Raw genomic sequence first — 17,392 nt, forward strand, 5'->3', positions numbered from 1 at the left:
CAGGCCGCTTCCTATTCCGCGCCGACGGCGAGTCGGGGATCGACCAGCACCGCTTCCGCGCCGGAGCCCGCCAGGGCGTCGTCGACCTCGCCCGCGGGGAGGACGACCCACGACTGCTCCTCGCCCATCGCCTCTACCAGCAGGGAAACCGAGGTGAACGCGAGTGCGGCGAGCCGTGCTTGTCCGCCCGTTCCGGTGATGGGGACGAGGGTCACCTCGACGGTGTCGCCGGCGAGCGGGGAACCGCTCATTGTGGGCAGGACGAGGTATTCGGAAGCCATTGGCTTAGATTATGAGGCGCTGAGAGCGGGGGCAATTCCGAGCGCGAAATGAAATTCGGAAGGTAATACTAATGGTGGAATCCGAATCCAACGTGCCCAATCCCAGAAAGGCGGATCTGCAGAAACTGCGCGATGACCTCGCCAAGGAGGTGGAGAGCCTCGGCAGGACTCTCAAGGGACCGGCCGCGGACATCGGCGGCGACAAGGTCTGGGTGGGGGCGAATGCCCGTGCGTGGCAGCGGGAGTTGGACGGACGTCACCGCAGACTGGGCGAGCAGGTCGGCAAGCTGTTGCCGTTGATCGACGCGGCCATCCGTGGTGAGCCCGAGAAGGTGTCCGCGGCCGAGGCGCGCTCGTACCACGGGAGCGTCTGACGCCGGGCCTCGTATGAACGCCGCCGGGGCCCACCGCTGAGGGTGTGCCCCGGCGCCCCGGCCGACTGTGCGGTCCGCGTGAGGCGTCCTGGAATCAGGTGGCGCGCTCGATGTTGTCGGCGCTGGTGTTCGCGGACTTGCTGGCCTCGTTCAGCGTGTCGACCCACTTCTCGAAGGTCGGCTTCACATCGCGCCAGTCGTCCCGGAAGCGGTCGGCCTTCGGGCCCTTCCAGTACCCGGTGCTGTCTGCCGTGGCCGACTGAAGGTCCTTGATCAGGAGCTGAAGGTCGTGAGCCTTCCGCGCGTAGAGCTTCGACAATTCCCGGAGCCGTGTGAGATCTGCACCGCGATCCATGGCGATCCTCCCCGTGTCATCAGGAACAAGCGGACTATCCGTTTGCAACAGTGGACGCTATCGCACCACGGCCAGTTCCTGCCCCGCGCACAGGGGTTGGGGGATGCGACCGTATCCTGGCCGTCGAGACAGCGGGGGAGGCTGCTATGGCAAATCCTGACATACAGGAACTCAACCAGCGCGCCAGCCGGTTGCGATCGCTGGCCGACCACATCGACTCACTGGTCGACACGGCCAAGAACCACAGCACGACCGGCATGAAGTCCTGGGCGGGCCCCAACGCGGACGACGTACGGGGCAAGCTCAAGACCTGGCAGACGAAATGCGGCACCGTCGCCAAGGCCCTGCGCGACGAGGCACAGCAGTGCGCGCAGGATGCCAAGGACCTCCAGGACAAGAAGAAGTAGCGGCAGGAGCGTCGGCCGGCCCGCTACGCACTCGCCCGTGTGAGCCGTACGACCTGTTCGGTGATCTCCGAGACCTCGAACAACACCCCTGCGAGCTCCACCGGATCGCCGACGCGTACGTCCTCGTACGCCGCGACCGGGATCGCCGCGCAGTTCGCGGCGACACCGGCTGTGCCCGTGTCGGTGTCGAGGTACGAGACGGTGAGGGACAGGCCGATGGGGAAGCGCTGTACTCCACCGTTGCCGAGGAGGGAGAGGGGCTCGCCCTTGGCCGGGAAGCCGGCCGCGGCGGCGGCCAGGACGTCCTTGTTGGTGGTGAAGCACAGGGGTGAGTCCGCCGGTCCGCCCACGGACTTCATGGACGTGGGCGCCGCGGCGAGCGCGGCCTTGTCCTCGGCGGCCTCCGGTTCGAGTACGACGCGGTAGGAGCAGATCTGCCGGACGACGTAGCCGTGGCCGGAGACGGTGACCTGCGTGCCGGGCTCGATGGACCACTCGTGTTGGCCGGACTCGTATCGCTCCCCCTCGCGGAGGGTCGCCGTACGGGTCGTGCCGTCGGCGTCGGCAGCGGCGTACTGCACGCCCCCGCCCCCCGGGAGCCGGAAGCCGCCGCCGCGCAGGACGTGCACCCCGTCCCGCGGCGCCTCGCCCACACACACCGGGCCCTTGTCCTTGGCGGCCGCCTGTGTGGTCGCGGGGGCCGTCGTGGGCTCCCCGCCGCCCCCGCCGCCGGACGACGATCCGCAACCCGCCAGCGTCAGCAGGGCTGCCAGCGAGGAGCCTGCGATGCGGTAACGGTACCTACTCACCGGCCTGTGCACCGGAATCCTCCTCTGTCTCCTCGGGGACGCGTTCCAGGACGACACGGGTCCGGTACTCGACCTCCGTCACCCGCCACACGTCCCCGGTGATCTCCACCTGACTCCCGGGAACCAGCTCGTCGTACTCGGCGATGAGCTGCCCGTCGCGGTTGACCTGGATCCGGCCGTGGACCGACGGCTGGGCGAAGATCGTGGCCACGATCCGGTGCGTATGGCCCTCGTGCTCCACCGTGTACGGAATGTGGTAGCGAAGCACCCAGCGGCCGTCGAACTCGAACGGATACTTCACCTGTGAACGGTGGGTCGTGTTGTCACGGGACATCGAATGCCTCCGGCGCCTGGAAGTACTTGTCGAACTGCTCCTGCGTCACGGTGATCGGCGGATAGCCGGACGTTCCCCAGGGATTGCCGAGGATGACCTTGCCGTCGTCGGTGAAGCCGCGGACGTAGTAGGCGTGATTGCTGTGGTAGGTGCTGCCCCATTCCTTGGGGTGGTTCTTGTCCAGGCTCTCGTCGGCCGGTGTGGAGACGGTGACGACCTGCCCGGACTCGAACGCCTTCCTCAGGGAGTCCAGGTTCTTGTCCTCGTCCTCGCCGATGCCGAGGAAGCCGCCCGTCGTCAGGTCCTCGCCCTCCCGGCCGGTGAGGTAGGGAGCGGACTTCTTCGGGTCGTCCCCCTCGATGCCGCCGTAGCCGCGTTCGCCGTCACCGTCCTCGGAGTAGACCATCGCGAAGGCCTTCTCGTAGTACGCGGGCCAGGACTCGCCCTTGCCGTAGGTGCTGATCGGGTTGCCGTTCTGGTCGGTGGGCAGATCGGCGGTCATGGTGACCCAGTGGTAGTTGCCCTCCTTGTCCCAGACGCGGACGCTGACCGTGCCGTTCGGGTTCTCCTTGATGCCTTCCTGGACGAACCGGGGGTTCTTCTGTGCCAGACCGGCCAGTGAGGCGACGTACCAGCAGTCACCGAACTGGTTCTGGTTCACGTCGTCGGCCGAGACGCCGTTCTGGAACAGCGGATCGCCGGGCGGCGCCCAGTGGATGCCGCTGTTGGTCTGCCCGTTCTGGTTGTTGCCGCCCTGTTCGTACGCGCCGGTGTTGGTGAACGTCGGCTGCATATTGGGGAAGGCCGCCTGGAAACGGGGCACGTTCTGCGGGCTGATCTTCGACAGCATCAGGCTGAGCGTGTCCCGGCGCTTGTCTTCGGGGAGGCCGTTCTTGTCGAAGGGGTTCCAGCCGGAGTCGCCTGTGTCGGTGAGGAGTTCGTTGTAGAAGGCGAGGTCCTTCGGGGATGCCTTCGCCATGAGGGCGTCGAGTTCGGCGGCCGTCAGCCCGTCGAGCTCGCCCGCGACCTTTTCCAGGTCGTCGCGGTTGCCGTTGGTGCCGAAGTCCTTGCCATCCAGGGCCCGCAGGTTGCGCAGCGCCTCGTCGATCTTCTTGGCGTCCGGGGCCTTCTCGTCGAGGAACACGCTCCCGTCGGCGACGGGATACCCCTTCCCGGCCAACTCCTGAACGCCCTCCAGTTGCCTGATCCGGCGCTTCATCGACGCCTGCATGTCGCCCAGCTCCCCGGCCAGGGAACCGGGCAGTCGGCGGCGCCCGCCGAAGAACGACGGTATGGGGACGACATCGCCGACGAGAGCCTGCAGTTCGGGATGGCGGGAGGCGCTCTGCCCCGACGGCAGGTTCTGCTGGGCGGAGGTCAGGAGGGCGGCCAGCCGGCTATGCAGCTTGCCCGCATTGCCGGCGAGGGCGTCGAGCTCGCCGGCGAGCGCCGTGAGCTTGGAGGCGTCGAACCCTCTGAACCCCATCAGTTGCCACCCGCCCCGGTCTTGGCCTTGTCCTTTTCCTTGGCCTGGCGGTCGAGTTCGTCTGCCTGGTTCTCCCAGCGGGTGGCATCGGCCAGCAGGGCGCCGCCCATGCCGTTGAGGGTGCGCTGCCGCTGCTGCAACTGTGCGGTGCAGTCGTCGGCGAAGGGCCCCTGCCAGATCGCGTCCGCACTGTCTCCCGCCCGGGAGCCGGCCCGCGGGGTGGCCTTCTTCACCACGCCATCGAGATACGGGCCCAGGCTGCGCGCGAGGGTCCGCGCCTCACGCGCACACTCCCGCAACCGCTCGGCCCGCCTCTTCAACTCGGCACCACTGTCCGCATCTGTAGGCCCCACGGCCGACGCCCTCCCCGTCCGCTGACATTTCCGGCGATTTCACGTGAGTTGATGCACGGGATCGCCGCTGAAGCATACGAGAGTCGGTTCCGTTCCACGGTTGCGGAGCGGAACCTCCCCGGCCGACACAGGTCCACCACATGGGCCTTCGGTGTCCGGCGGCACGTCAATCGGCTTTGCTTTACTGTGACTTGGCGGCCGGTGTGGGAGGCGAGGAGATAGCGCGCCATTTCCCCCATATCGGCCTTTTGGTATGTGATCGAGGACAAGGAAGGGGGCAAGCGAGTGAGCGGGGTGTCCTTTGAGCTGCAACGCGCGTCATCCACTCGGGGGCGCCGGGGCGAGGTCTTCTCGTGGGTCGGCCAGGTGGACGGCCTCGGCCGTATCGAGTTGGCCTTTCCCACGGAGCACAGCGACTATCCGTCGGAATACTGCGAGGTGGCGGTCAGCGGCGACAGCTTCCCCCTCGTCACCTACCTCGGGCTGCGGTACCTGCGGCGTCCTCTCCTGGCGAGAGGGGAACTGCGGGTCGACTGGGAACCGGCGGACCTTTCCCGGAACGTCTACTGGCCGGGCCGCCGGGGTCGAGCTCTCCGCATTCAGGTCATGGGACGCTCGTACGCTTACGCCCAGACCGGTGGCAAGCGCAGCCATGAACTGACCCGTCCAGGCGCGGGCGTACTCATGAGACGTTCCAGCTGGAACAACCCACGGACGCTGTCCGGGACCTGCTCGGGTGAGGCGGACGCCCTCGACATCGGCCTCGCCGTCGTCCTGGAGGCCGTGTACACGCGGAATCTGTCGATGCCCGGCGCTCTGGTGTCGATGCCCGGGCGCTTTCTGAACCGATGCAATTTTCTCTGAATTCTGGGGGACACAACAGAATGCCTTCCTTGGATGCGGCGCGGCGTCGGCTGCGGCTGTCCGATGCCCATATCAGCGTGCTGGGAATTCTCGTCGAAGGGGACCCGCTGCCGGACGAACTCTCGCAGGCACGAGCCGAGTTGCGGGAAGCGGCGCTGCTGGACGGCGACGACAAGATCGTCGCCGATCTCTATCCACTCGTTTCCACACTGATGGCGCCGCGTGTCATCGCGCGCGTGGAAGTCACCGGCCCGCAGGGGGTCACCAGCAACGGGGCGGTCATCGGCGACGAGTTCATCTTTGTCCACGAGGCGTGGCCCGGTTCGCCGGAGTCGGAGTACGTGCCCGCGGAGCCCGAGACCCTGGTGTGGTCCCTGGCCCGGATGGTCGACCTGCACCGGGACTTCACAGACGAGGTCGACGGCGGCGAGGTGATCACGTCCACCATGGGCTTGTTCGACAAGGTGATCGAGCGCATGGAGGCCGGAGAGTTCGAGGAGCCGGAAGCTGTGGCAGAGGCGACCGGAGCCCCCCTACGGCTCGCCGAGATCCTCGCTCAGCTGAACGGCATGTGGCGGATCACCGTGGTCTGGCAGGGAGTGGAGGAGGGACGGGGCTCGGACGGGCTCTCCGTGGCGGCGCTGTCGGCCTGGGACTGCGGCGTTGAGGGCTACTGGCTGCGCGAACTGCCGGCCGAGCCGGTCAGTGACGGTCAGGTGGAGGCAAGCAGTGAGCTGCGGGTGCGACGCACCTCGGCCAAGGAGCTCTGGCGCCTGATCACGGATCTGCTTCCGGACGGCGCGCAGCTCGACGCTGCTCAGCCGCGGGCCTCCTGAGCCGGCCCTACTCCGAATCCAGACACCGCATCATGACGAACACGGGGAAAAAGTGAGCGACAGTTCCAAGCGCATGGCCAACCCGTCGGACCTGGAACACCTGGCGAAGCTGTTCGACGGCAGGGGCAATCTCGGGGACAAGCTGGACGAGGCCTTCACCCGGGCGACCCAGCTCGGCGTGCGGGACAAGCTGGCTGTTCTGAAGCCCATGCGGTCGTGGACCGGCGAGACGGCCGTCGACCTGCGGCGGCGTGCGGCCATCCTGAGGGCCGAGAAGGGCGATCCCAAAGCCGCGGCCCTGTACGCGGGTTTCAAGCCCGAGGAACTCAAAGGTCTGTCGCTCCCGCCGGACGCCATGCTGATCGCCAACGCCTCCGTCGCGAGTGGGGAAAAGTTCGACGCCGCTTGGCTCAAGCGCAAGCCCGGTGAGACGTATCAGGACTGGCTGCAGCGCATTCCGGGAGACGCCGTGGCCAAAGTCAGCGGTGACGAAAAAATCGGTGAGGTGGTGGGTGACTACATCGAGCTCACCGCTCTTGCCTCCACTGTCACGGGTGCGTTCACGACGGCGACCCTGGGAACGCTCAGTCTCATCAAGAGGTTCAAGCACGGCACCTTCATGAAGGCGCCGGGAACCACGCTCGCCCAGATTCTCAAAGGCAGGGCTCCGAGCCTGATTCCGGCACGAATAGCGAGTTTGGGGGCGCAGATCGGCAGGAGCACACCTACTGTCGTCCTCGATGTCCTGACCGGCTCGGACAGGCTCGCTCAGCTCCATGGCGGAAGGCTGTACGCCTGGGAGGCCAACCTCCTCAAGGTCGGCAATAACGTCGGTACGGCCTCCCGGGCCGCCGGTGCGAGCCGGCTGGGGGCATTGAGGTCCGGTGCGGGGGCCGCGCTGCGTACCGCCGGCTGGTGGCGGGCGGCCGGCATCGGTGGAAGCGTTGTGGCCACTGGTGTCGGTGCGTTCGACGTCTACCAGGAGGGGAACCCTGTCGAGGCGTTCAAGCGAGACAAGCTGGGATATGTCTCAAAGGTTTCCGGCACGGCCTTCAACGCCTCACTCACCATGGCCATGGTGGCACCCACCCCGCTGACCATTGGTGCCGCGGTGGTCACTGGCGCCGTATACGGTGGCGTCTCCCTTTGGCAGAACCGAGAGAAAATAAAGGAGTTCCCCGGCAAGGTCGCCGACGCGGGAGCCTGGGCCGGCAAGAAGATCGCCGAGGGCGCCGACAAGTTGGCGGACGGCGCCAAGAAGCTGGGTAGCGCCCTCAATCCCTTCGACTGATCCTCAGGCCGAGCGCTGAGCGGCAATGGCATTCAGGCCAGTGCGGTGAGCAAGGCCGGATCAACCCGCTTGCGGCGGCGCCGCGAACTCCTCGGCGGCCGGGAGCAGATCGGTGATCAGCTGCCAGACCTCCTTGGCGTCGACCCGGACCAGCTTGAGCGCAGTGGTGCCGTCCACCTGGCCGGGCAGGATCGGTTCGGCGGGCAGTTCACGGTGCCAGTAGCCGAGGGGTCCGCAGTCCCACACCGCGAACCCGCGCACCTTCGGGGCCGGGGTTCCGTCGTCGTGCCCCTGCCATACAGCGGTCATCCGCCAGCTGGAACGCATTCCGGCGATCAGCTTGGCAAACGTGCTGAGCTGTGACTTCCGGGTGAGTCCGGCGTCCTTCAGTGCCTCCGCGATCCGGTCGATGCCCTCGTCCGCCGTCAGACCGGGGAGGCTGTCCAAGGTGTCGAGCCCCGCGTCGAGGACGGCCATGGTCGTCTCGATCACGGGTGTGGCGACCTCTACGGTCTCCTCGCCCTGGAGATTGACCATTCGGGCCAGTGCCCAGACGAGCATGCTCGGCTCCAGCCGGACATACTCCGACTCCGCGGAGCCCGGCCAGGACTCATGGGAGTAGACGTAGCCGTCGCCGATGGTGACTCCGTGGTGGAGGGTGCCGTGCTCACCGAGCGCCTCCACATGAAGGACGACGACGGGAGCCCGCAGAGTGCTGACCAGCGGGCCGAGCAGGAGGTCGAGGTTTCCCTCCCGGTCGGTCAGGCCTGCCTCCGACAGTTCGCGGTCGGCGTCGGCCAGTTCCGCGGGCACCTCCTCCCCTTCGACGCGGTGACGGAGGACGTCCAGGTGGCTCTCGGCAAGGCGGAACCGGCCCCGGGTGCTGTCGTACGAGGGCATTGTGTGTCGCTTTCTGCGGCGGGAGGGATCGGACGGCGGTGGCTCAGGCGGTTCACGAGATCACTGGAAGATCTCCAGCCAGTTCAGCGATCTGTTGAAGAAGGCGCGAACGGCGCCGCCCCGGGTGAGATTGCGGGTGTTGACGCCGACCAGCACGGCGGCCAGCGCGAGGTCGGTGGCGTCGGCCGGACCGAGGACGGTGAAGGTGGCCTTCTTCCGCGCACCGCTGCCGTGCCGGCCGGTCCGGATCTCCACGCCGTCGCGGATCAGGGCACGGTCGCGGTGGCGTCGGCCGGTGGCGAGATAGCGGTACTCCCGTCCGGCGCACTGCATCCGCAGGGCGCGTCCGGCTCTGGTCTGTGCCCAGCGGTTGCGCTTGAGGCGGATTCCGGCGCCGCCGACGCTGAGCTGCCCCATGTGGAGCGAGGGCTTGCGCCCGTAGGCCCAGCCGCCGAAGGACGTGGCGGGCACGGTGTCGCCGTCGACCTCCGTGACATGACGGTCACCGTGCCGCTTCGCCGGATAGACCACCTCGATCCGGCCGAACTCCCCCGCCGTGCCCCGGTAGCCGAACGTCCAGGTCAGCCGATGGCCGGAGCGGTCTTCCCAGCGGTCGAGCGTGTATGTGTGCTGCTGCATGGTTCCTTTCCCCTCGCGCCGCAGGGCGCGGACGTGCCACGACCGGCGTCAGTCGAACGGGTTGAGGGCGCTGCCGAGTTTCTTGGCACCGTCGGATATGGCCTCTCCCGCCTTGTCGGCCTTGTCGCCCACCCAGTTCGCCGCGTCCTCCGCAGCGTCCGCGATCTTGTCCGAGTTGTCCCAGATCAGGGTTCCGGCATAGGCGAGTCCGGTGCCGACGGCGAGGCCGACGGTGACCGGGTTGGGAGCGATCATCGCGGCGGTGAGGGAGGCGTTGAAGGCCGTACCGGTCCAGTTGGAGAGGTACTTGGCCTTGTCCTCCTTCCAGGCCTTGCCGTGATCCATGGTCGCCAGGTTGGCGACGCCCCAGGCGGTGGCGCCGGCGGAGCCCACGATGCCCAGGCCGCGCATCCACCCGGCGGCCTTGGCCGCGTTGGCGAGACCACCGCGCTGTGCGACGCGGAGCAGGTTGGCCTCCGTGGCGGTGGGCAGGTAGAAGGCGCCGTTGCGCATGTATCCGGCGAGCATCGCCGCCTCGTCGGAGCCGGTGAGCACACTGGCCGGCACCCGGGTCAGCCAGCTTCCGGCCTTGGGAATCCTGGACAGTTTGTCCCAGTGACCGTTGATCATGCGGGCGGTGAAGGTGCCCGGCGCGTTGAGCACCTTCGATGATCTGAAGTAGGAGATGAGGGATTTGCCGCCGAGTATCGCCGTGGTCGACGACGCGAAGAACGCCGACAGGTTGGCGGCCCCCTCGATGTACGTCGAGACCGCCTTGCCCAGCTGTTCGTTGCCGGTGAGCTGGGTGACGGCGTCACCCTGGATCCTGACGAGCCAGTCGTCGAGGGTCTCGCCGTCCTTCCTCTTGAGCCAGCCGTCGTCGACCTGGTCGTCGGACGCGGCCGCGTTGGCGACCAGCAGGATGTCCGGTGGCAGGTCCTTGTTCTTGAGCTGCTCGGGGGTGAACCCGGCAAGCAGCAGGCCCGCCAGCGGATCGCCGTTCTCCAAGCGGGCGTAGGCGGCCTTCTTGCGGAGTTCGGGCGCGGTGTCCGATATCCATGAGCGCATCGGCCGTATCGCGGTCAGCTTGTCCGACACCCCGAGGGCCGAGGCCCGGGTGAAGGCCTCGTCGAGCTTGTCCCCCGTTCCGCCCCTCCCGTCGAGCAACTTGGCCAGCTGCTCGAGGTCCTGCGGATTCACCACTCTGTTCAGCTTGCCTGTCACAAGGCTCCTCCCTGGGTCTGCCGGGCCCGCGCCAGTGCGTCCAGCAGCGCCTCGCGGTCGTGGGTGGCGATCAGCAGCGGCTCACCCCGCACGGTCTCGACGACGATCTGGTCCATCCCCATCGGCACGGACCAACCGCCACCTACGAGCCGCGGCGGCCTGCTCGCGTGGCTGCTCCGGCGCAACTCCGCGAGCTCCTCACGCGACCGCGAGGCCAAGGACGCGACGAATTCCGCGTCCGAGGGCTGCTCACGGGCCTCCTGAAGTGAGGCGACCGTCAACGATTCCACCGCGATCGTCTCCCGCCCCACGGTCAGCTGACCGTCCTGAATGCGGATTCGATGATAGATGCGTTTGGAAATGGGCACGGCATTGAATACGAGCGTGAGCAATGCGGAGAAACCAAGAATGATGACCCAGACCGTGCTGTCCTCGGGCAGCAGCACGCTGCCCTGATAGGCGACCCAGGCGGTCAGGACTGCCGAGGTCGCGATGATCCAGCGCCTCGGCAGCTTCTCCCGGTACACCACCGCGCGCCCGTAGGACGCGTTCGCTGCGCCTATTCCGGAATCCTCCGCGCCTTCCACGGCTGCTCCTCGGTCACTCGGTTCAACGATTGATGGCCTGGATTTCTTGGACGGTAACCGCCTGATCGTTCCCGAAGGTGCCATCGGGCAGGTCGCCCCCGGCGCCGCCCGTGCCGGTCCATGCGATTTCCCAGGTGATGGTGGCCTGGAGGTCGTAGGTTCCGCTGCCGGAGGAGCGGAGGTACTTGAGTCCGCAAGGGGGAGTACGGTCCGCCTTGCCCTTTGCGTACGGCTCGCCGATGGAGCCGTCGGCGTTGATGGTGCACTCGCCCGAGGCGGGGTAGGTCATGGCGTCATCGGTGCCAGGCTCCAGCTTCAGGGACACCGGCTTGGCGGTCGTCGTGGCCTGGAGGGCGAAACCGGGGACGTTGATGGACGCCGTGGCCTGGACCTCGTCGAAGACGGCCTTGTCGAGCCATGCCCAGGTCGGCAGGTTGACCTTGGTGGTTCCCTCGGGCCTGAGGCTGACCTCGGTGTCGGGCAGCTGCATGTGCTGGTAGGCGAGGGCGGCGAGGATCTCCGGGGTGATGGCTTCCTCGTACTGGGGCGGCGGGGCCTCGCCGTTCTCGACCCAGAAGGGGAGGTCGTTGCAGGAACTGCGCTTGAGCAGGTCGGGTTCGTTCGGGTTTTCGACGGCGGCCCAGAACATGCCCTCGCCGTCCCTGTCGACGTTGTAGTCCTTGTAGCCGGGGGTGTCGGTCCAGCCGTACTCGTCCTCGTAGTGGCGCTGCAACTCGCTGAGCGCCGCGCCCGCGTGGCCGCCCATGCCCGGCGCGCTCATCTGGCTCTCGATGTCCTTGGACATCTTCTTCTTGAAGTCCTTGGCGCCGAGGTACGGGGCGTACCAGCAGGGCGGCGGCGTCCAGTTGACGTCGGCGGACGTCACGTTGCCGGTGCCGCCGTTCTTGGCGACGGATCCGGAGTACGTAATCCGGGCTGCGGCGTAGATGCCGTTGCCGTTGCCACCGCCGGTCTGTTCTGTGGTGGCTCCATTGCCGTTGCTCGACGGTTCTGCCGAGTAGGCGGGTTCAGTGAGGATGGTGACGCCAAAGGTCAATGTCAGGGCAACGATCGCGGCACTGAGTGCGATATGCCGTGACCTGCTCATCGGCACTGCTCGGCCTTCGTCTCGACAAATACCTTGGATGCCTGCCACAGTCCGTCACTCGTGGGGACCTTGACCATGATGATCTTGAAGTGGTCGTAGTCCGCGATGCTGGGCTCGCTCTTCAGGACCTTCCCAGTCTTGATTTCCTTGCCGTAGAACTTGCTGGAGTCCACGCAGAACGCCACCTCGACCGACGTGCCGTTCGCGGCGGACCGAGTGGTGGCCTGGTAATGACGCCGAGTGCCGGTGGCCGTCCAGCCGCCCTCAACCCTGTCGCCGATTTGCGTCTTCGCGTAGGTCAGGCCTCCGCCCGTGGCGTAGGCGGTCACGGCCGCCACCTCGGACGTGCGCTTGTCGACGCCGTGGTAAATGGCGCGGACGAAGTTGGCCGTATCGGCCATCGCCGCCGCCTCGTTCGCGTTCTCCGGCTTGTCCCAGTCGAACACCAGGTTCATGTCCGCAGGAAGCGACACGTCCACGCCGTCAGGCTTGTCCGCGGCGGGTGCGCCCGAGGGCTGGGCTGACTTGCTGGGGGTCTGAGTTGCCTGGTCGGCACCGGGGATCTTGTCGCCGCCCGACTTGTCTTCCCCGCCGCCGCAGGCTGTCAGCAACAGACTTGCGGCGGTGGCGAACGCGGCAGCGGCGGGCAGAGTGCGGCGCTTCACAGTGGGCTCCCCGTAAGACGACAGTTTGCAGTGACTGACGATATCGGTGGGGTTCTCGGTTTCACTAGCGCGAACTACTCAAGTGGGTGGCGGATATGGCGAGCTTGGGATGCTTCGGCGCCGATGTGCGGCGGGAGTTACGCCGTCTACGCTGCGGCTGTGGTCTTCATCTCGCACCGTGCCCTGCAAGGCAGCCGTGGGCAGCGGCTGGCCGCCGGCGTCATGCTCCTCCTCTTCTGGCTCTTCCTGGCAGTCGGGCTCACCGCCGCGGCGGCCGGGTCCCGTGTCGAGTGGCTGATCCGGCTGGGGTTCGGCGCCGGAGCCGTCTCCGCGTATCTGCTCGTGTGGTGGTGCGCCCGATTCTGGTGGTCCGCCTTCTGCGAGGGGCGGCGTGAGGAAGAGGTGGCCGAGCCGGACTCCTGGCCCTGGCTGTTTCCGCCGGTCGTTATCGCTGTCACTCTCGCCGTATCGGGAGCGGGGGCGCTGGGCCGTGGGGACGGTAGCGGGTGGTTCTCGTTGGGGTTCGCCGCGGTGTTCGGCGGTCCGTCGCTCACGCTGGTCGCCGTCCAGGTGTGGGAGTGGTTCTCCGGGCGAGGGCGTCGCGATCCGGTTGTGGCGGCCCGGCCCGTCGAGCCGCCGAGACCCCGGCGGGACTGGGGGCCGATCGGCCGGTGAGCGCCCTGCCCCGACGTGCCGAGCCGGTGGTGCCGGGGCCGGGCTCAGGCCGCGCGGTCCTCGAATCGGAACTCGGGGCTGGTGCGCGGGTCGATGTGGGCTCCGGCCTCCAGTGCCGTGGCGAGGCGCTCGATCAGCTCGAGTGTTGGATCGACGCCGCTTTCCTCGATGGCTTCGATGTCCTCTTCGGGGAGCGCCGCACGTCGGGCCAGTTCTGCTGTCGTCCAGCCGAGGGCTGAGCGCCGGTCGTGTACCGCCTGTGCGAAGTCCATGCGACGGCCCGCGGCACGGTACGCAGGGTCCTCGCGGTGTTCTGGCGGGACCTTCCAGCTCGTGTGGTATCCGCTGCTCATCGGGCCTCCTCATCCCTACTGTAAACGTCGTGCTCACCGGCTGGTGCGTGTTCCGCCTCGCATTGTTTCCTCGCTCGCTGCGCGCGCACGACCTCGTCCCGCTCTCGCATCCTGGTCTTGCGGAAGACCGTGAGGAGGACTGCGCGGTGTCCCGGAGCGAACCAGTAGGTGACGCGCACCGGCCCGATACGAAGTTCTCGCAGGCCGTCGCCGAGGTGGCTGGCGAGCGGGAACGGCAAGGCCGGGCCATCGGTGGCGAGCCGGTCTGCGAAGCGTTCGACGGCTCGGTAGTCCGCATGAGGGAGGGTCTCCAACCAGGTGCGCACCTCCGGCTCGACTTCGATCGTGTAGAGGTCTGGGGCCGGTGGTTGCGACATGACCCCTCCGTTCATAGGTGGCCTTCAGTGCGGCGGGCGTCGGCTCGGCTTTGCCTCAGTACGTCCTGTCACCGGTCCGAGCGAAGTGCGAGGCCCGCAGGCTGGACCCCCTCGTGAGTGAATCGTGGAAGGGCCATGTGTGGGGCGTGAGGGCCGCGTACGGTCTCCGCGGTCAGGGGGACGTGGCGGGGTTCGCCGGTGCACAGGTCGGCGGGCTGGTTTCAACTGGGTTGTTCAACAGTGAAATTGCAGATGAGGAAGTGTGTGTGGGGTGGGGCACGTGAGGTGGGTTCCGCCTTGAGGGGCTTATGTGCGGCTGATACGGTGCCATGGCTTGACACTCACCCCCAGCGTTGGCTATTTGCCCAGGTCGGGCGGGTACGTCCGACCCGTCGTGCATGTCTGTGCGCGAGCGGGCCTGGGTGAAGTGTCCGGAATTACAGGGAACTTGGCAGACTACATCTTGGGTGTACGGGGAGCGGCTGCGTGAAGATCCAAGAGCGTGCGGGGGCGGGCGCCGGTCGTTCCGCGGCTCCGGCGGGGCCGGCGGTCGGTGACCGGCTTCCCACTCCGCCTCGCGAGCGCAAACCGGCGCTGGCCGCGTTGGCCGTGCTGTTGATCCTGGTGGGTGCGCTCGGTGCCACGATGCTCGTGCTTCAGGCCGGGGACCGGATCGAGGTCGTCAAGGTCACCAACGAGATCCAGGCCGGGGAGTCCGTCACTGACAAGGACGTGACATCCGTGATGGTCGCCGAGGATCCGGACATCAACTACATCCTCTGGACCCAGCTGGACACGCTCAAGACCCTGAAGGCCAAGACCACGATCTACGACGACACGGTCGTGCAGGGGCAGATGTTCGCTGCCAAGAGCAGCCTGCCCGAGGGCAAGGCCTCGGTGGGTGTGGCGTTGAAGGAGGGCCAGTACCCCGGGGACATCAAGCCCGGTGACATCGTGGCCGCCTACCGTGTCGGCGGTGCCGGCTCCGGCTCCAACGACTCCGACGACTCCGGTGCGACCGGTTCGGCCTCCGGCGGTGCCCTCGTCGACGACGCGCGGGTGAACACCGTCGCGGACGACAGCGACTCCGCCGTGAGCACCGGCAGCAAGACGCTCACCCTGCTGGTCGACGAGGCCGACGCGGCGGCGCTCGCCTCGGCGGCGGCCGCGGGTGAGGTCGCCATCGTGCACGTTCCCGGTAACTGAGAAGGCGGCACCCCACCCATGGCCCTCATCGCCCTCGCCGCCGACAAGGGTTCCCCCGGCGTCACCACCGCGGCCGTCGCCCTCGCGGCGGTCTGGCCGCGGCGGGTGCTGCTCGCCGAGGCCGACCCGGCGGGTGGTGACCTCGTGTACCGCAGTGCCGCCGCGCACGGCGGGCCGCTGAACCCGAACACCGGGATGCTGTCCATCGCCGCGACCGCGCGGCGCGGGCTCGTGCCCGACCAACTCTGGGACCACGTGCAGCCGTTGAGCGGTGGACTCGAAGTGCTCGTCGGGCTCGGGATCGCCGAGCAGGCCGCCGGGCTCACCGGGCTGTGGCCGACCCTCGGGCATGCCTTCGCCTCGCTCGCCGACTCCCCGCACGCGCCCGCCGACGTCATCGCCGACTGCGGACGGATCAGCGGGGACACCCCGGCCGTCGAGCTGTTCCCGCACGCCTCCCTCGTCCTGCTGATCTCGCGCACCGAGCCGGAGGCGCTCGCGCGGGTGCGGGACCGGGCCGCCGCGCTCGCCGGCAAGCTGCACGGCGGGCCGCGCGGAGCCGCGGCGCTCGGCAACCCGGTGATCGGCGTCGTCCTCGTGGCCGACACGGGAGACGCCGCCAAGCTCGCTTCCCAGGTCAACGACATGCTCGTACACGCCCAGACGGGTGCCCGGGTGGTCGGCACCCTCGCCGACGACCCGGCCGGCGCCGAGCAGTTGGCCGGACGTCGGCGCGGGCGGCTCGACAAGTCGCTGCTGATCCGGTCCGCCCGCAAGGTGACGGCCGATCTCTATCAGCAGTACGGCGCGGCCTGGCAGGCCCAGGCACAGGCTCAGGCGCACGCGCAGGCCCAGCAGCCCCACCAGGGTCACCTGAACGGCCCCGCCGGAGTCGGCCGATGACCGCTGTCGACCACCAGCTGGTCAAGCGGTTCCGTCAGGACGCCGGCGACCGGATCGCCGAACAGCGCCGCCTCGACCAGGTCAACGGCGTCACGCCGATGTCCACCGAGGACGAGCGGCAGTACGCCCGTGCCGTCATAGCCCAGATACTGGAGGAGTACGCCCGCGCGGAGATCAACGCGGGCCGTACGCCGCTGGACGCGGAGACCGAGGAGCAGTACGCGGCCGCCGTGCACGCCGCGCTGTTCGGGGTGGGGCGGCTCCAGCCGCTGCTCGACGACCCCGAGGTCGAGAACATCGACATCAACGGCTGCGACCAGGTGTTCGTCGGCTACTCGGACGGGCGTGAGACGCGGGGTGAGCCCGTCGCCGAGACCGACGAGGAGCTCATCGAGCTGATCCAGGTGCTGGGCGCGTACTCCGGTCTGTCGTCCCGGCCCTTCGACTCCGCCAACCCCCAGCTCGACCTGCGGCTGCCGGATGGTTCGCGTCTGTCGGCCGTCATGGACGTGGCGCGGCGGCCCGCGCTGTCGATCCGTCGCGCGCGGATGGGCAAGGTGTTCATCTCCGACCTCGTCGGGAACGGGACGCTGAGCCCGGAACTCGGGCACTTCCTCGCCTGTGCCGTCCGCGCCCGCAAGAACATCATGATCGCGGGCGCCACGAACGCCGGCAAGACGACGCTGCTGCGCGCCCTCGCCAACGAGATCCCGCCGCACGAACGGCTCATCACCGTCGAACGCGCCCTGGAGCTGGGGCTCGACACCTTTCCCGATCTCCACCCCAACGTCGTGGCGTTCGAGGAGCGGCTGCCCAACTCCGAGGGGCAGGGCGCCATTTCGATGGCGGAACTGGTGCGCCGGTCGCTGCGCATGAACCCGTCCCGGGTCATCGTCGGTGAGGTGCTCGGCGACGAGATCGTGACCATGCTGAACGCGATGTCCCAGGGCAACGACGGTTCGCTGTCCACGATCCACGCCAACAGCTCCAGCGAGGTCTTCAACCGTATTTCCACCTACGCCCTTCAGGCGACCGAGCGGCTGCCGATCGAGGCCAGCCAGATGCTGATCGCGGGCGCGGTGAACTTCGTCGTCTTCATCCAGCGGCGCAACGACTACCAGAGCGGCGGCCGCCTCCAGCGCATGGTCACCTCCGTCCGCGAGGTCAACGGCGTCGACGGACGCGTGCTGTCCAGCGAGGTGTTCGCGGAGACGCCCGACGGGCGGGTCGGCGCGCACGCCCCCATAGCCTGCCTGGAGGAACTGATGGCCTACGGCTACCGGCCCAGCGGAACGTGGGGGTGAGCCGGTGACCCGTACGACCACCGACCTCGCCGCACTCGGGTCGCTCGAGTCGCTCGGCTCC

At 68.0% G+C, this 17,392-nt stretch carries 23 protein-coding genes; 9 read left to right on the plus strand and 14 right to left on the minus strand.

Going from position 1 to position 17,392, the window contains the following annotated elements:
- Nucleotides 1–11 precede the first annotated feature (11 nt).
- Entirely contained in the window at nt 12–281 is a 270-nt protein-coding gene (locus ACZ470_RS04235) for an SAV_915 family protein (protein ID WP_468424261.1), read from the minus strand.
- Between the two features lie 71 nt (nt 282–352).
- Here ACZ470_RS04235 and ACZ470_RS04240 point away from each other — a divergent pair, with 71 nt between their 5' ends.
- Nucleotides 353–655, plus strand: a complete 303-nt coding sequence (locus tag ACZ470_RS04240) for a hypothetical protein (protein ID WP_468424262.1) — start codon at nt 353–355, stop codon at nt 653–655.
- Nucleotides 656–749: 94 nt separating this feature from the next.
- On the opposite strand, the gene ACZ470_RS04245 is transcribed toward ACZ470_RS04240, so the two are convergent.
- Nucleotides 750–1,010 carry a WXG100 family type VII secretion target gene (locus tag ACZ470_RS04245; RefSeq protein ID WP_468424264.1) on the minus strand — a complete coding sequence of 87 codons (261 nt, stop codon included), beginning with the start codon at nt 1,008–1,010 and terminating at the stop codon, nt 750–752.
- A gap of 146 nt (nt 1,011–1,156) precedes the next feature.
- On the opposite strand from ACZ470_RS04245, the gene ACZ470_RS04250 reads away from it, so the two are divergent.
- Nucleotides 1,157–1,417, plus strand: coding sequence for a hypothetical protein (locus tag ACZ470_RS04250; protein WP_468424266.1), 261 nt, complete (start codon nt 1,157–1,159; stop codon nt 1,415–1,417).
- 23 nt (nt 1,418–1,440) lie between these two features.
- Here the strand turns inward: ACZ470_RS04250 and ACZ470_RS04255 are convergent, their stop codons facing one another.
- From ACZ470_RS04255 to ACZ470_RS04270, 4 genes are read right to left on the minus strand one after another with little or no spacing between them, the layout of a single operon-like run.
- Nucleotides 1,441–2,226, minus strand: a complete 786-nt coding sequence (locus tag ACZ470_RS04255) for a hypothetical protein (RefSeq protein WP_468424268.1) — start codon at nt 2,224–2,226, stop codon at nt 1,441–1,443.
- Nucleotides 2,219–2,527: a hypothetical protein gene (locus ACZ470_RS04260; RefSeq protein WP_468424270.1), complete on the minus strand. Its 309-nt coding sequence runs from the start codon at nt 2,525–2,527 to the stop codon at nt 2,219–2,221. Before ACZ470_RS04260 ends, ACZ470_RS04255 begins: the two co-directional genes overlap by 8 nt.
- Before the next feature lie 22 nt (nt 2,528–2,549).
- Nucleotides 2,550–4,046: a C2 family cysteine protease gene (locus ACZ470_RS04265; RefSeq protein WP_468424272.1), complete on the minus strand. Its 1,497-nt coding sequence runs from the start codon at nt 4,044–4,046 to the stop codon at nt 2,550–2,552.
- Complete coding sequence (locus tag ACZ470_RS04270; protein ID WP_468424274.1) at nt 4,046–4,399, minus strand: hypothetical protein; 354 nt, start codon at nt 4,397–4,399, stop codon at nt 4,046–4,048. Before ACZ470_RS04270 ends, ACZ470_RS04265 begins: the two co-directional genes overlap by 1 nt.
- 255 nt (nt 4,400–4,654) lie before the next feature.
- Here ACZ470_RS04270 and ACZ470_RS04275 point away from each other — a divergent pair, with 255 nt between their 5' ends.
- Genes ACZ470_RS04275 through ACZ470_RS04285 form a run of 3 tightly spaced genes read left to right on the plus strand, consistent with a single transcriptional unit; the run spans nt 4,655 to nt 7,390 of the window.
- Nucleotides 4,655–5,263: a hypothetical protein gene (locus ACZ470_RS04275; RefSeq protein ID WP_468424276.1), complete on the plus strand. Its 609-nt coding sequence runs from the start codon at nt 4,655–4,657 to the stop codon at nt 5,261–5,263.
- 20 nt (nt 5,264–5,283) lie between these two features.
- Nucleotides 5,284–6,099 (plus strand): hypothetical protein, encoded by an 816-nt coding sequence (locus ACZ470_RS04280; protein ID WP_468424277.1) that lies wholly within the window; start codon nt 5,284–5,286, stop codon nt 6,097–6,099.
- 52 nt (nt 6,100–6,151) lie between these two features.
- Nucleotides 6,152–7,390 carry a mucin-2 gene (locus tag ACZ470_RS04285; RefSeq protein ID WP_468424279.1) on the plus strand — a complete coding sequence of 413 codons (1,239 nt, stop codon included), beginning with the start codon at nt 6,152–6,154 and terminating at the stop codon, nt 7,388–7,390.
- A gap of 60 nt (nt 7,391–7,450) precedes the next feature.
- Here the strand turns inward: ACZ470_RS04285 and ACZ470_RS04290 are convergent, their stop codons facing one another.
- Genes ACZ470_RS04290 through ACZ470_RS04315 form a run of 6 tightly spaced genes read right to left on the minus strand, consistent with a single transcriptional unit; the run spans nt 7,451 to nt 12,513 of the window.
- Nucleotides 7,451–8,290, minus strand: a complete 840-nt coding sequence (locus ACZ470_RS04290) for a hypothetical protein (protein WP_468424281.1) — start codon at nt 8,288–8,290, stop codon at nt 7,451–7,453.
- A gap of 60 nt (nt 8,291–8,350) precedes the next feature.
- Complete coding sequence (locus ACZ470_RS04295) at nt 8,351–8,929, minus strand: hypothetical protein (RefSeq protein WP_468424283.1); 579 nt, start codon at nt 8,927–8,929, stop codon at nt 8,351–8,353.
- Nucleotides 8,930–8,977: 48 nt separating this feature from the next.
- A complete protein-coding gene (locus tag ACZ470_RS04300; RefSeq protein WP_468424285.1) occupies nt 8,978–10,153 on the minus strand; it encodes a hypothetical protein in 1,176 nt (391 codons plus the stop codon).
- Nucleotides 10,150–10,740, minus strand: coding sequence for a hypothetical protein (locus tag ACZ470_RS04305; protein ID WP_468424287.1), 591 nt, complete (start codon nt 10,738–10,740; stop codon nt 10,150–10,152). The genes ACZ470_RS04300 and ACZ470_RS04305 overlap by 4 nt, the downstream gene beginning before the upstream one ends.
- A gap of 22 nt (nt 10,741–10,762) precedes the next feature.
- Nucleotides 10,763–11,848, minus strand: coding sequence for a hypothetical protein (locus ACZ470_RS04310; protein WP_468424289.1), 1,086 nt, complete (start codon nt 11,846–11,848; stop codon nt 10,763–10,765).
- Entirely contained in the window at nt 11,845–12,513 is a 669-nt protein-coding gene (locus ACZ470_RS04315) for a hypothetical protein (RefSeq protein ID WP_468424291.1), read from the minus strand. The genes ACZ470_RS04310 and ACZ470_RS04315 overlap by 4 nt, the downstream gene beginning before the upstream one ends.
- 159 nt (nt 12,514–12,672) lie before the next feature.
- On the opposite strand from ACZ470_RS04315, the gene ACZ470_RS04320 reads away from it, so the two are divergent.
- Nucleotides 12,673–13,188 (plus strand): hypothetical protein, encoded by a 516-nt coding sequence (locus ACZ470_RS04320; RefSeq protein WP_468424293.1) that lies wholly within the window; start codon nt 12,673–12,675, stop codon nt 13,186–13,188.
- A gap of 44 nt (nt 13,189–13,232) precedes the next feature.
- Here the strand turns inward: ACZ470_RS04320 and ACZ470_RS04325 are convergent, their stop codons facing one another.
- Both ACZ470_RS04325 and ACZ470_RS04330 read right to left on the minus strand, forming a co-directional pair.
- A complete protein-coding gene (locus ACZ470_RS04325) occupies nt 13,233–13,541 on the minus strand; it encodes a helix-turn-helix domain-containing protein (protein WP_468424295.1) in 309 nt (102 codons plus the stop codon).
- On the minus strand, nt 13,538–13,918 hold the full coding sequence (locus tag ACZ470_RS04330) for a type II toxin-antitoxin system RelE/ParE family toxin (RefSeq protein WP_468424297.1): 381 nt from the start codon (nt 13,916–13,918) through the stop codon (nt 13,538–13,540). Before ACZ470_RS04330 ends, ACZ470_RS04325 begins: the two co-directional genes overlap by 4 nt.
- Before the next feature lie 486 nt (nt 13,919–14,404).
- Here ACZ470_RS04330 and ACZ470_RS04335 point away from each other — a divergent pair, with 486 nt between their 5' ends.
- From ACZ470_RS04335 to ACZ470_RS04345, 3 genes are read left to right on the plus strand one after another with little or no spacing between them, the layout of a single operon-like run.
- Nucleotides 14,405–15,124, plus strand: a complete 720-nt coding sequence (locus ACZ470_RS04335) for a CpaB family protein (RefSeq protein ID WP_468424299.1) — start codon at nt 14,405–14,407, stop codon at nt 15,122–15,124.
- Between the two features lie 18 nt (nt 15,125–15,142).
- A complete protein-coding gene (locus ACZ470_RS04340; protein WP_468424301.1) occupies nt 15,143–16,027 on the plus strand; it encodes a hypothetical protein in 885 nt (294 codons plus the stop codon).
- Nucleotides 16,024–17,331, plus strand: coding sequence for a CpaF family protein (locus tag ACZ470_RS04345; protein WP_468424303.1), 1,308 nt, complete (start codon nt 16,024–16,026; stop codon nt 17,329–17,331). The genes ACZ470_RS04340 and ACZ470_RS04345 overlap by 4 nt, the downstream gene beginning before the upstream one ends.
- Nucleotides 17,332–17,392: the final 61 nt, after the last annotated feature.

The organism is Streptomyces sp. NPDC031111 (genome assembly GCF_055570675.1).

Excerpts from the sequence above, each read along its gene's own strand:
- ACZ470_RS04290 (WP_468424281.1), bottom strand. The coding sequence starts at position 8,290 with ATGCCCTCGTACGACAGCACCCGGGGCCGGTTCCGCCTTGCCGAGAGC.
- ACZ470_RS04330 (WP_468424297.1), bottom strand. The coding sequence starts at position 13,918 with ATGTCGCAACCACCGGCCCCAGACCTCTACACGATCGAAGTCGAGCCG.
- ACZ470_RS04280 (WP_468424277.1), top strand. The coding sequence starts at position 5,284 with ATGCCTTCCTTGGATGCGGCGCGGCGTCGGCTGCGGCTGTCCGATGCC.
- ACZ470_RS04325 (WP_468424295.1), bottom strand. The coding sequence starts at position 13,541 with ATGAGCAGCGGATACCACACGAGCTGGAAGGTCCCGCCAGAACACCGC.
- ACZ470_RS04245 (WP_468424264.1), bottom strand. The coding sequence starts at position 1,010 with ATGGATCGCGGTGCAGATCTCACACGGCTCCGGGAATTGTCGAAGCTC.
- ACZ470_RS04240 (WP_468424262.1), top strand. The coding sequence starts at position 353 with ATGGTGGAATCCGAATCCAACGTGCCCAATCCCAGAAAGGCGGATCTG.
- ACZ470_RS04310 (WP_468424289.1), bottom strand. The coding sequence starts at position 11,848 with ATGAGCAGGTCACGGCATATCGCACTCAGTGCCGCGATCGTTGCCCTG.
- ACZ470_RS04345 (WP_468424303.1), top strand. The coding sequence starts at position 16,024 with ATGACCGCTGTCGACCACCAGCTGGTCAAGCGGTTCCGTCAGGACGCC.
- ACZ470_RS04250 (WP_468424266.1), top strand. The coding sequence starts at position 1,157 with ATGGCAAATCCTGACATACAGGAACTCAACCAGCGCGCCAGCCGGTTG.
- ACZ470_RS04295 (WP_468424283.1), bottom strand. The coding sequence starts at position 8,929 with ATGCAGCAGCACACATACACGCTCGACCGCTGGGAAGACCGCTCCGGC.
- ACZ470_RS04265 (WP_468424272.1), bottom strand. The coding sequence starts at position 4,046 with ATGGGGTTCAGAGGGTTCGACGCCTCCAAGCTCACGGCGCTCGCCGGC.
- ACZ470_RS04235 (WP_468424261.1), bottom strand. The coding sequence starts at position 281 with ATGGCTTCCGAATACCTCGTCCTGCCCACAATGAGCGGTTCCCCGCTC.
- ACZ470_RS04340 (WP_468424301.1), top strand. The coding sequence starts at position 15,143 with ATGGCCCTCATCGCCCTCGCCGCCGACAAGGGTTCCCCCGGCGTCACC.